At 56.8% G+C, this 12,284-nt stretch carries 13 protein-coding genes; 12 read left to right on the plus strand and 1 reads right to left on the minus strand.

Going from position 1 to position 12,284, the window contains the following annotated elements; genetic code table 11:
* The first annotated feature begins 35 nt into the window (after positions 1-35).
* Positions 36-1,082, plus strand: a complete 1,047-nt coding sequence (locus tag VN24_RS20575; RefSeq protein ID WP_045671946.1) for a YlbL family protein — start codon at positions 36-38, stop codon at positions 1,080-1,082.
* Between the two features lie 11 nt (positions 1,083-1,093).
* On the opposite strand, the gene VN24_RS20580 is transcribed toward VN24_RS20575, so the two are convergent.
* Positions 1,094-2,356, minus strand: coding sequence for a nucleotidyltransferase (locus VN24_RS20580; RefSeq protein ID WP_045671947.1), 1,263 nt, complete (start codon positions 2,354-2,356; stop codon positions 1,094-1,096).
* 161 nt (positions 2,357-2,517) lie between these two features.
* Between VN24_RS20580 and VN24_RS20585 the strand changes: the two genes are divergently transcribed.
* The 11 genes from VN24_RS20585 (at position 2,518) to VN24_RS20635 (ending at position 12,282) form a co-directional block, all read left to right on the plus strand.
* Positions 2,518-3,024, plus strand: a complete 507-nt coding sequence (locus tag VN24_RS20585; RefSeq protein WP_045671948.1) for a YceD family protein — start codon at positions 2,518-2,520, stop codon at positions 3,022-3,024.
* Between the two features lie 68 nt (positions 3,025-3,092).
* Positions 3,093-3,266: a 50S ribosomal protein L32 gene (gene rpmF, locus VN24_RS20590; RefSeq protein ID WP_045671949.1), complete on the plus strand. Its 174-nt coding sequence runs from the start codon at positions 3,093-3,095 to the stop codon at positions 3,264-3,266.
* Between the two features lie 314 nt (positions 3,267-3,580).
* On the plus strand, positions 3,581-4,189 hold the full coding sequence (gene fapR / locus VN24_RS20595; protein WP_045671950.1) for a transcription factor FapR: 609 nt from the start codon (positions 3,581-3,583) through the stop codon (positions 4,187-4,189).
* Positions 4,173-5,162: a phosphate acyltransferase PlsX gene (gene plsX, locus VN24_RS20600; RefSeq protein WP_045671951.1), complete on the plus strand. Its 990-nt coding sequence runs from the start codon at positions 4,173-4,175 to the stop codon at positions 5,160-5,162. The genes fapR and plsX overlap by 17 nt, the downstream gene beginning before the upstream one ends.
* Before the next feature lie 10 nt (positions 5,163-5,172).
* On the plus strand, positions 5,173-6,159 hold the full coding sequence (locus tag VN24_RS20605) for a beta-ketoacyl-ACP synthase III (protein WP_045671952.1): 987 nt from the start codon (positions 5,173-5,175) through the stop codon (positions 6,157-6,159).
* A gap of 62 nt (positions 6,160-6,221) precedes the next feature.
* A complete protein-coding gene (gene fabD / locus VN24_RS20610) occupies positions 6,222-7,148 on the plus strand; it encodes an ACP S-malonyltransferase (RefSeq protein WP_045671953.1) in 927 nt (308 codons plus the stop codon).
* 139 nt (positions 7,149-7,287) lie between these two features.
* Positions 7,288-8,037, plus strand: coding sequence for a 3-oxoacyl-[acyl-carrier-protein] reductase (gene fabG, locus VN24_RS20615; protein WP_045671954.1), 750 nt, complete (start codon positions 7,288-7,290; stop codon positions 8,035-8,037).
* A gap of 117 nt (positions 8,038-8,154) precedes the next feature.
* Positions 8,155-8,388, plus strand: a complete 234-nt coding sequence (gene acpP / locus VN24_RS20620) for an acyl carrier protein (protein ID WP_045671955.1) — start codon at positions 8,155-8,157, stop codon at positions 8,386-8,388.
* A gap of 240 nt (positions 8,389-8,628) precedes the next feature.
* Positions 8,629-9,870, plus strand: coding sequence for a beta-ketoacyl-ACP synthase II (fabF, locus tag VN24_RS20625; protein ID WP_045671956.1), 1,242 nt, complete (start codon positions 8,629-8,631; stop codon positions 9,868-9,870).
* Complete coding sequence (gene rnc, locus VN24_RS20630) at positions 9,860-10,564, plus strand: ribonuclease III (protein WP_045671957.1); 705 nt, start codon at positions 9,860-9,862, stop codon at positions 10,562-10,564. The genes fabF and rnc overlap by 11 nt, the downstream gene beginning before the upstream one ends.
* A 671-nt stretch (positions 10,565-11,235) precedes the next feature.
* Complete coding sequence (locus tag VN24_RS20635) at positions 11,236-12,282, plus strand: ABC transporter substrate-binding protein (RefSeq protein WP_045671958.1); 1,047 nt, start codon at positions 11,236-11,238, stop codon at positions 12,280-12,282.
* Positions 12,283-12,284: the final 2 nt, after the last annotated feature.

A 12,284-nucleotide genomic window follows, 5' to 3' on the forward strand; every position in this document is an offset into this window, starting at 1 on the left:
ATAGACCAACAACCATTCGCGAAAGAAGGGATCGGGTGATCAAACGGACAAACGGATGGAGACAGATTGCCGTCTGGGCCGGAGCGGCGGCTGTCCTGATGGTTTTTTTGCTCTATATCCCGACTCCGTATGTCGCTTTTGAGCCGGGCCTTGCCGCCGATGTGCGGACGATGGTGAACGCAGCAGAGCCGGATCCGCAAGGGGACGGAAAGTTTTTGCTGACGACCGTCAAAATGTCGCTGGCCAATTACTGGGTCGTCGCACGGTCATGGTGGAGTTCAAACGTGGAATTGTACCGCCGCAGCGACGTGCTGCAGGGAGCGACGACCGACCAGTATGTGAAGCGGGTGAACATGATGATGCTCGGATCCCAGTCCGATGCCGTCGAAGCGGCCTACCGCGCGGCTTCCGTTCCGTACAGCATCGTGCCGGAAGCGCTGATTATCGTGCAGACGAAAACCGGCAGCGCGCTGCAGCCCGGGGATTTGGTCAAGGAAGCCGGCGGCAAGCCGGTCCGTACGGCGGAGGAGCTGCTGGCGGAATTCCGGCAGATAGCAGCGGATCAGACCGGTCAGGAGAGGACAATCCGCCTCACGTTCATCCGGGACGGCAAGTTCATGGAGGAACGCATAAAAACTTCGGACTTGTCCGCTCAAGCCGATGTACACAAGCTCTCGGAAGCGCTCGGAGTGGCTGCGTGGAGCGAGAGCCGAAGACTCGTTCCAGCTGATCCAAAGATGAAGGTATCGATCACGACCGACGAAATCGGAGGCCCTTCGGCGGGTTTAATGTTCGCGCTGCAAAGTTATGACGAGCTGACGCAAGGGGACTTGACGGGCGGGAAAATCATCGCCGGAACGGGCACGATCCGCCCGGACGGCACCGTTGGCGACATCGGCGGGGTGGGGCATAAAGTGACGGCGGCCGTCCGAACGGGGGCGGAAGTATTTCTGGCTCCCGAGCGAAACGCTGCGGAAGCGATAAAGAAGGCGCGTTCGCTCGGGGCCCGCCTTAAGGTCATACCTGTACGCACGCTTGCGGAAGCGATTGCGGAGCTACGCAGGCTGTCTTCTCGCAGTTGAACCGCGGTCGTTTAACGTTGCGGGCTATCGACAATTACCGGCCGTTCATAGTAATCGCGCAGCAGATCCTGCGGGCCGGCGTCCGGGTAGGCGGACGCATATACGGCTGTCGCCCGCGTATCGAGCTCCAGAAAGTGGTAATCGGCTGCGGCTCTGGCCGCGCTCATCACAATCGGAAGCCGCGCTTTGCTGCGCATCGCGGCAAGCAGCCGCCGCCCGCGTCCCGTAAAGCCGAGGACGCGGATATATTCGACGCCGCCGCGCAGCAGCTGCGGCGTCAAATCTTCTTTATGCAGCCCGAGCAGCAGCGACAGCAGCGCCCGCTGCAGCTTCGTGCGCGTGTAGCGCTTCGTCTTGAGCGACTCCAGCAGCGTTTCGAAGCGAAGTTCCTTCAGGTGCGGAAGCTTGGCGAGCAGCCGGTGTTCGAGTCCTTCGTTCCATTCGTGATGGGCGCCGAGGCTGCGCGGCGTCCCTGTAACAATGGCGTGCAGCAGCGGAGCGAAATAATCGTCCCAGCTGCGGGGAGCGCGGCCGGCGGCGCACTCGGCCGCCAATATGCGCTCCGTCGAATCGGGCACAAAGCGCCGCAGACCGTCCATGCTGCCGGTTTCCAGCAGCAGCCGGCGGATTGCGGTGGCGCTCGCGATGCCGGAGCCGTCCGGAACGGCACGGTCGTGGTATCCGGCCTGCTCGCGGCGGATTGTGCAAGGCTCGATGGCGCTGCCCAGTCTCTCGAGCGCCAGCAAATAATGGAGGCCGAGCGTATTGTTCGGCTGGGCGAGCGGGAATGCCGCCGCTTCGCTGTCCCCTTCGGCTTCGAGCATATAGCGGGCGGCTGCCGCCGAATATGCCGCGGGATATGCGGCTCCGGCGGCGAGCGCCTCGTCCAGCATCGATTTGAACGCGTCCGGCTCGCGCTGCAGCGCCCGTGCGAGCCGCTGCAGCGGCGCAATATCGCCGCTCTCGCTGCCGAAGCAGAGGGAGTCGACGACGCCTGTCGCCTCCAGCAGCGATACGGCGCCGTACGCAAACCAATCCGCCGCCTGGATGGAATATGCGAGCGGCAGCTCGATGACCAGATCGCAGCCGCCGCGCAGCGCCGTTTCGGCACGCGCCCATTTATTCATGAGCGCCGGCTCGCCGCGCTGCAGAAAGTGGCCGCTCATAACCGCAACGACCGCTTCCGCCCCCGTTAATTGGAGCGATTTTTGTATATGATAAGCATGACCGTTGTGAAACGGATTGTATTCGACTATAATACCGACTGTCCGCATCGTACTCCCCCGCTTGAAATGAAACTGGTTTTACTATATCATGGACAGCCTGCGTGCTGCGAATGAGCCGATTTAGGGCGCTGGCAAACGGATGAAAGGGACTTGTTGACAAATAGGCGTCAGACTCGATATAATAAACTTTGTTTGTTTGGGGTGATCTTATGTACCTTCATATTCAGGAAGCTATATCCAAAGGGCTCAATCTATCCTATCGGCAGAATCTCGACACCGGCGAACTCTTTAAAGACAAGCCGGACGTGTTGTCCGCCGGACCGCTCCGCGTCAATCTCGAAGCGCGCCCTGAAGGCCGTTCCGTAAGAGTGACGGGCGAGCTGGCGATAGATCTGGAAATGGCCTGCTCCCGGTGCCTGGATCCCGTCAAGGAACAGGTGACGATTCCGTTTGAGGAAGTGTTTGTTCCAAGCAGCGCGCTCAGCGGCGATGAAGATGAGGACGAGATTATTGTGGTGAAAGAGGAAAAGGTCGATCTGATCCCTTACATCCATGAATATACGCTCCTGTACTTGCCGTTTGCACCGCTGTGCGGCAGCGACTGCAAGGGAATCTGTCCGGATTGCGGCCAAAATTTGAACGAACGCGCTTGCGGCTGCTCCAAAGACGTCATCAATCCGAAATTTGCAGCGCTGAAAGATCTGTTCGATTCTTAACCAAACGATTGCGTATAATGCAGGCCCGCCGCTGCGGGCCGATTGATTCTGTGAAGGAGGTGGGATACATGGCAGTACCACAACGTAGAACGTCCAAAACTCGCCGCGACAAACGCCGCACGCACTTCAAGCTTTCCGTGCCGGGCATGGTGAAATGCGAACAATGCGGAGAGCTGAAACTGGCTCACCACGTTTGCAAAGTTTGCGGGTATTATAAAACGAAAGAGATTATTTCGCAATAAGCGACAATCTTGCTCCGTTTTCGGCGTATCATTTGCAATGAAGTAGTACTTCATCTTTGGATGAAGTGCTATTTTTTTGCCCGATTATGCACTCCCGAAACCTTCCCGAAGACGAGCCGGCTGCGGCAAGCGTTGCGGCGGGGATGATTTTTCTATATACTGAATTGGTACCTGGTAATAATAACGGACGTTAATCATGGCGAAACGAAATTGTACATTCATTTGAAAAAGGCTGAGCGGACTCGATATTCTTCTGTTCGGAAACGAGAGCGCGAGTCTCATCTTGCGGGAACATGGCAAAGGCGGTGCCGACGATGGAACGTTTACCGAAGAAGCAGCGGCACCAGCTGCTGGCCCGGTTGATCGAGGAGAATCCTTTTATAACGGACCGGGAGCTGACAAGACAGCTTAAAGTAAGCATACAGACGATCAGGCTTGACAGGATGGAGCTCGGCATACCCGAGCTGCGCGAGCGGCTGAAGGTGATGGCGGAGAGGTCTTACGATCCGGTAAAATCGCTGCCGCTTGACGAAGTGATCGGCGATGTCGTCGATTTGCAGCTCGACCGCAGCGCCATTTCCGTGTTCGAAATCCGAGAAGAGCATTTGTTTTCGCGTACGGGCATTGCCCGCGGTCATCATGTTTTCGCCCAGGCGAATTCGCTTGCGGTTGCGGTCATAAATGATGAAATCGCCCTGACGGCAACGGCGGATATCCGTTTCTTGCGGTCGGTAAGGCTTGGAGAAAAATGCATTGCTAAAGCGTATGTCCGCTCGGGCGCCGGGGAACGGAGCAAGGCGAAGGTGGACGTGTTTACTTACGTCGGCGATGAGATGGTGTTTCAAGGCTATTTTGTCATTTATCGATCCGCAGGGGAAACGGTCAGTCAAGAAGGAGGAGACGAACGTGCGGATCGCCATTGATGCGATGGGTGGAGACCATGCACCCGAGTTGATTGTGCAGGGAGCTATTGAAGCGGCGCGTGAATGGCCGGATACAAGGCTTCTGCTCGTCGGACGGGAGGATGAGGTCAAAGCCTACTTGAAAGGCGAAAGTTTGCCGAACCTCGAAATCATCCATGCGGATGAGATTATCGAATCGGACGAAGAGCCGGTTAAAGCGGTGCGGCGCAAAAAAAACGCTTCGATGGTTGTGGCGGCCCGTCTTGTCCGCGAGGGTAACGCCGATGCGCTGCTGTCTGCAGGCAACACGGGGGCGCTGATGACGGCCGGCCTGCTGATCATCGGCCGGATGGAAGGCATTGAGCGCCCGGCGCTTGCGCCTATGCTGCCGACGATGGACGATGGGGGCATGCTCGCCCTTGATTTGGGCGCCAATATGGACGCGAAGCCGGAGCATCTGCTGCAGTACGCCATTATGGGCAGCATATACAGGGAGAAAGTGCACGGCATCGCGGGGCCGCGAGTCGGATTGCTCAACGTCGGAACGGAACCGATGAAGGGCAATGAGATGTCGAAAGCGGCATTTGAGCTGCTGCAAGCGGCGCCGGTTCATTTTGTCGGCAATGTCGAGGCGCGCGACGTGCTGGAACGTCCGTGCGACGTGCTCGTATGCGACGGATTTGCGGGCAATATATTGCTGAAGGCGATGGAAGGAACGGCCGGACCGCTCATGAAAGAGCTGCGGAAGGCGTTCACCCGTTCGTGGCTGACGAAGCTGGCGGGAGCCATCATGATGCCCGGACTTAGGCAGCTCCGCAACAAGATGGACTATAAGCACCATGGCGGAGCGCCGCTGCTCGGGCTTAACAGTCTGGTTGTAAAATGTCATGGCTCTTCGGATGCGATGGCGGTTAAGAACGCCGTCCGTCAGGCGCGGATCGCGATGGAGACGCAGCTGATTGAAACGATAGCAAAGGAAATTAGCGGGAAGTGAGTGTGACCTCATGAATGTCCATCCTGTGGGGATTATCGGAACGGGAAAACACGTTCCGGACCGAATATTAACGAATCGAGAACTGGAACAAATGGTGGATACGAACGATGAGTGGATCGTAACGCGGACCGGCATCCGCGAGCGCAGAATCGTATCCCCCGAGGAGGCGACCTCCGATCTGGCGATTAAAGCGGCGGAGAAGGCGCTGGATGCAGCCGAACTGGCGGCGGAAGATGTGGATCTCATTATCGTTGCGACGATTACGCCGGATATGTTTTTCCCTTCCACAGCCTGCCTCGTTCAAGAGAAGCTCGGAGCGAAGCGAGCGGCGGCATTCGATTTGTCGGCCGCCTGCTCGGGATTTATTTACGGGCTCGCGACAGCCTCGAGCATGATCTCTACCGGCATGTATAAAAATGCGCTGGTCATCGGTGCCGAGTGTTTGTCTCGCATTACGGATTACACCGACCGCAACACATGCATTCTGTTCGGCGACGGCGCGGGTGCGGTCGTGCTCGGACAAGTGCCGGAAGGCCGCGGCTTTAAGTCGTTCGAGCTTGGCGCAGACGGAGCGGGCGCGGAACTGCTGCAGCTGAGCGGCGGCGGGTCGCGGATCCCGGCAACTGCTGAGAGCGTGGCCGCCAAAAAGCATTATTTGTATATGGCGGGAAGTGAAGTGTTCAAATTCGCCGTCCGCATTATGGGATCGGCGGCCGAAGAAGCGCTGCGCAAAGCGGGCATGGGCAAAGGCGATATCGATTTGCTCGTCCCGCATCAGGCCAACATCCGCATCATCCAGTCGGCGCTGAACCGGCTTGAGCTGTCGGAAGATAAAGCCATGATCAACTTGGGCCGCTACGGCAACATGTCCGCAGCCTCGATTCCCGTGGCGCTGGCGGAAGCGGTGGAGGAAAACCGGATTAAGGAAGGCGACTGCATCGTGCTGGTCGGATTCGGCGGGGGCCTCACCTGGGGCGCATCCGTTCTCGTTTGGTGATCCGGGTTGTGTGAAAATTCAAATTGAGAAAAAAGCAGGACAATGTCAGAAGGGGGTCGACGATGGGCAAGACGGCATTTGTATTTCCCGGACAGGGCGCGCAAGCGGTCGGTATGGGGAAGGACGTATATGAAACGGTTCAGAGCGCTAAAGCGGTGTTTGATCAAGCCGACGCGGCGCTCGGATTTAAGCTTAGCGATCTTATTTTCGAAGGTCCCGACGACGCCTTAAAGCAAACCGCAAATACGCAGCCTGCGCTGCTGACGGTAAGCGCGGCGCTGCTTGAGGCGCTGAAGGAAAGCGGGCTCACCGCCGATTATGCGGCGGGTCACAGCCTGGGCGAATACAGCGCGCTCGTCGCGGCCGGAGCGCTCTCCTTTACGGACGCGGTACGCATTGTGCGGGCGCGCGGGGAGTTTATGGAACAGGCGGTGCCGGGCGGACAGGGCGCGATGGCGGCCGTGCTCGGAGCGGAACGGGATGCGCTGTCCGCCCTGTGCGCGTCCGTCTCCGCTGAGACGGGAGCCGTTGAGCTGGCCAATGTGAACTGCCCGGGACAGATTGTCGTGTCGGGTACGGCGGCCGGCGTAGCCGCGGTAGTCGAGCGCGGGAAAGAAGCCGGCGCAAAACGCGTCATCCCGCTCGAGGTAAGCGGACCGTTTCACTCCTCGCTGATGAAACCGGCTGCCGAGAAGCTGGCGGCTGTGCTCGAGAACGTCACGTTCTCCGATGCGGCAGTGCCGGTCGTCGCCAATGTAACGGCACAGCCCGTCACGGCCAAGGATGAGATCCGCCGGCTGCTGGTCGAGCAGGTATATTCCCCGGTGCAGTGGGAAGATACCGTCCGCTGGCTGATCGCTCAAGGCGTCGACACGTTCGTGGAGATCGGATCCGGTACGGTGCTTGCCGGCTTGATCAAAAAGACGGACAAATCCGTCCGCGTCATCTCGGTGAACAGCGCGGCGGCGTTGGCTGCTCTGACCGAATAAACTTTAGAACGGGTCATTCGGCAGTACATTAGATTTCATGCCGCCCTGCGCGGCTCTTAGAGCGGGTATACCCTGCTTTCGGAGCAGGGGAGGGCTGGAATCAGATGGGTTATTTTTTAACGAAAAAGGGGGTTCTTGCATGTTTGCGGATTTAACGGGTAAGACCGCGCTTGTTACAGGAGCTTCCCGCGGCATCGGACGCGCGATCGCGATTGCGCTTGCGGAGGCGGGCGCCGACGTGGCGGTCAATTATTCGGGCAGCGAGACTGCGGCTGCGGAAACTGCCGCTGCGATCGAAGCGCTCGGCCGCAAGGCGATCACGCTGAAAGCGAACGTAGGCAAATCGTCCGAATTCGACGAGATGGTGAAGGAAACTATTGGAAAATTCGGCTCGCTTGACATTTTGGTGAATAACGCGGGAATTACCAGAGATAATTTAATTATGCGCATGAAGGAAGAAGAGTTTGACCAGGTGATCGAGACGAACCTGAAAGGCGTCTTCAACGGCATTAAAGCGGTCACCCGTCAAATGATGAAGCAGCGGTCCGGCCGCATCATTAACATTTCATCGGTTGTCGGCGTGCTTGGCAATCCCGGCCAGGCCAACTATGTCGCCGCCAAAGCAGGCGTGATCGGGCTTACGAAGGCGTCGGCCAGAGAATTGTCCTCGCGCGGGATTACCGTGAACTGCGTCGCGCCCGGATTTATCCAGACGGACATGACCGATAAGCTGTCCGCAGAAATGCGGGAATCGCTCAGCGGCCAAATTCCGCTGGCGCGCCTCGGAGAGCCCTCCGACATTGCCGCTGCGGTCCGTTTCCTGGCTTCGGACGCCGCCGCTTATATGACGGGTCAGACGCTGCATGTGGACGGCGGAATGTATATGTAAACGGCGTGTTATAAACGCGTCATATGCCGGCCTTTGCTGGCGCCGGGCTTATAAAACCGTTTGCGTATGGCATTTTATCTTCAATTCTCGTATAATACCATGGAGGAGGTGAACCGGATGTCCGATGTATTGGATCGCGTAAAACGTATTGTCGTCGACCGCCTTGGCGTTGACGAAGCGGAGGTCTCGCTGGAAGCTTCCTTTAAGGAAGACCTGGGCGCTGACTCTCTCGACGTCGTCGAATTGGTCATGGAACTGGAAGACGAGTTCGATATGGAAATTTCTGATGAAGACGCAGAGAAAATTACCACTGTGGGAGAAGTAGTGAATTACATACAATCTCATACGTAAATTCTGCAAAAGTCCCGTTTCGCGACGGGACTTCTCTCCATCCGGAATATTTGCATCAAAGGACCCGAGAGCCGGATACCATCGCTCAGGCGTCCGCTTATAGGCAAGCTCGGGCCGGTCATAAGAGCGGCCATTTGCCTTTTAAACGAGAGTAAAGCTTAAGCTGAAGCTTTTGATTATAGAATAGAGGCGGCTTGCATGACGATCCGTCCAAATTGCGTTTCGTAGAGGTGAGCTTAGATGAAACAACGAGTAGTCGTTACCGGTATGGGAGTTATCACATCCCTCGGTTCCGAATTGGAAACGTTTTGGAACAATCTAATGGAATGTAAATCGGGCGTATCGATGATCGAAGGATTTGACGTATCCGAGTACCCGACGAAAATAGCCGCAGAAATTAAAGATTTCAACCTTGAGGATTACGGCGTAGATAAAAAAGAAGCCCGCAGGATGGACCGTTTCGTGCAGTTCGGACTTGCGGCAAGCCTGCAGGCGATTAAGGATGCGGATCTTAAAATCGGCGAGAACGTCGATGCCGAGCGTGTCGGCGTCATGATCGGCTCCGGCATTGGCGGTCTCGGCACATGGGAAGAGCAGCATACCATTTTGCTGGAAAAGGGCCCCCGGCGCGTAAGCCCGTTCTTTATTCCGATGATGATCGCCAACATGGCCTCGGGCCAGGTGTCGATGGCAACGGGCGCCAAAGGCCCTAACAGCACGGTCGTAACGGCATGTGCCACAGGCACGCATTCGATCGGGGACTCGTTCAAATTGCTGCAGCGCGGCGATGTCGACGCGATGATCTGCGGCGGAGCGGAAGCGACGATCCGGCCGATGGCCATATCCGGCTTTTGTTCCATGCGCGCCATGTCGGTGCGCAACGACGAGCCGGAGAAGGCAAGCCGGCCGTTCGATACCGGCCGAGACGGGTTTGTAATGGGCGAGGGCGCAGGCGTGCTCGTGCTGGAAACGCTGGAGCATGCGCTTGCGCGCGGAGCCCGGATTTATGCGGAAGTGATCGGTTATGGCCTGAGCGGCGACGCGCATCATATGACCGAGCCCGATCCGGACGGTGCTGCGCGCTGCATGAAGATGGCGATTCGCGACGCGGGCATTGCGCCGGAAGAAGTGGATTACATTAACGCGCACGGCACGTCGACTCCGGTCGGCGACAAGTCGGAGACGACTGCGATCAAGAAAACGCTCGGCGAGCATGCCTATAAAGTGGCCGTCAGCTCGACCAAGTCGATGACGGGTCATCTGCTTGGGGCGGCCGGCGGCGTCGAAGCCGTCATTCTAGGCATGACGCTGAAGAACGGCGTTATCGCGCCAACGATTAACCTGGACGACCAGGATCCAGAATGCGATCTCGATTACGTGCCGAATAAGCCGCGGGAGGCCGACGTGCGCATTGCGCTGTCCAATTCGTTCGGATTCGGCGGGCACAATGCGACCATTGTCATGAAGAAGTATGAAGCGTGACAGATTCGGAGAGCTGCAGCAGCGGCTTGGACTTCGTTTTCGGCAGCAGCAGTTGCTCAAGCAGGCGTTCACCCATACCTCGTATGTGAACGAGCATAAAGGAAGCGCGATCGACGACAACGAGCGGCTGGAATTTCTCGGCGATGCCGTGCTCCAACTGCTCGTATCGGAGCATTTGTATACGACTTATCCCGAGCGTCCGGAAGGCGAGCTGACCCGGATGCGCGCTTCCATCGTTTGCGAGCCGTCGCTTGCCCGTTTTGCGGAAATGCTGGAGCTCGGTTCTTACGTGAGGCTCGGCCGGGGCGAGGAGCAGCTTGGCGGGCGGCAGCGTCCGGCGCTGCTCGCCGATCTGTTCGAGGCGTTTGTCGGCGCCGTCTACTTGGATGGCGGCGTTCAGGCGGCGCGCGAATTTCTGGCGGCTCATCTGTTCTCCAGCATGGACAGCGTCGCCGGCTTGTCGGTGAAGGATTACAAATCGAAGCTTCAGGAGCGCGCGCAGCATTTGACGCTTGGAGCAGTCGAATACCGGATTGCGGAAGAGCGCGGACCGGCGCATGACCGTGAATTTGTCGTCGAGCTGAGGATCGGCGACGAGCCTTACGGCAGCGGCATCGGCCGCACGAAGAAGGAAGCGGAGCAGAAGGCGGCAGCCGAAGCTTGGCACTCGCTTGGCGGCGGCGGGAACGAATAGGCCGCACACTGAAGCCCGGCGGGAAGCCGGGCTTTTTTACATTAGCGTAGAATTTATAAAATTTCGGGGTGGGAGCAGCTCTTCCGCCTCGTTTTTGTTTAGTTATGGCCGCAGGGTTTGGGAGAATCTTGAAGTAGGGAGGGCTTCGAGGAGTGAACGACAGCGAACGCCTTATGAAACTGGCTTAAGGAATCGTAAAACCGTTATTTCAGGAATAATGAGACTTTTTGAGCGATAACGAACCCTACAATCATTATTTCATAAAAAAAATCCAACCGAGTCGATATGAATCGAATAGTGAATCTACGGTTCGTTATAACTTGGAACAGGTTCAATATGTATAAATAACGATGACTCGGTTCGTAAGCCATATTCGAGGGCTCCTCGCCACTGTCCAGCACTGCTGTTCACCCTGTAAATTTTCGTCAAATGAAGATTTCGGAATACACCGAAATTTTTACCTAGAAAAAGGTTGACGAGGATTCATTCAGGGCGTATAATCCATTTAAATCATAGTATTTCGGTAGGTAATAACTGAATTAAAATCGACCGGACCTCCGGAGACACCGTCATCAAGCGATGAATGCGTGTCTTTTTTTTCGCCCATTTATCGATTACCTGACCGTTCCCATGATTGCAAACTAAAAACGACGTCTTGGAGGGTTCTTACAATGGTTAATCGTATTCGCAAGTTCGCAAGTACGGCACTCGCTCTTATCGCTGCTTCTTCTCTTCTGCTGTCGGCATGCGGAAAAGAGGAAACATCGAAAGCCAGCGCGGCGAACAATGGGGGATTGGAGGTAACGGAACTTCGATATCAAGGGAGCGTCGGCGCGGTTACGTTTCCCGAATTGGCTGAAGATCTCGGCTATCTGGCGCCGCTCAAGCTGAAGTTTATCGGCAATACGATCAGCGGTCCGCAGGATATCCAGTCCGTCGTGACGGGTGATACCGACTTCGGGGGCGCGTTCAACGGCGCAATTGTCAAGCTGCTGGCGGCCAAAGCTCCGATTACGCCGGTTGTTTCCTACTACGGTGTCGACGATAACACGTGGACCGGCTATTACGTGCTGGACGGCAGCCCGATCAAGACGGCCAAAGATTTGATCGGCAAAAAAATCGCCGTCAATACGCTTGGAGCGCATCATGAGTTTGTCATTAAAGAGTATCTGCACCGGGAAGGGCTGACGCCTGAGGAGATCAAGCAGGTGACGCTGGTTGTCGTTCCGCCTGTCACGGGCGAGCAGACGCTGCGAGCCAATCAGGTCGACGTTGCCACGCTGGGAGGCGTGCTTCGGGATAAAGCGCTCGAGCGCGGCGGAATCCATCCCTTGTTCCGGGACATTGACTTGTTCGGTACGTTCAGCGCAGGCAGCTATGTACTGACGAACAAATTCATCAAGGAAAATCCAAACGCCGCCCGCAAATTCGTCGAAGGGGTAGCCAAAGCGATTGAATGGGCACGTACGACGCCGCGGGACGAAGTGATTGCCCGCTACGAGAAGATCATCAACAACCGGGGCCGTAAAGAGGACACGAAGACGGTGCAGTTCTGGAAAAGCACCGGGATCGCCGGCAAAGGCGGCTTAATCAATGACAGTGAGTTTACGACGTGGGTCGATTGGCTTGTCAAAGAAGGCACCCTCAAAGAGGGAGAGCTGAATGGGAAGGAGCTCTTCAGCAATGAGTTCAATCCTTATCTTAACGAAGCGAAATAACC

This window comes from Paenibacillus beijingensis (assembly GCF_000961095.1).
Taxonomy (GTDB): Bacteria; Bacillota; Bacilli; order Paenibacillales; family Paenibacillaceae; genus Paenibacillus_O; species Paenibacillus_O beijingensis.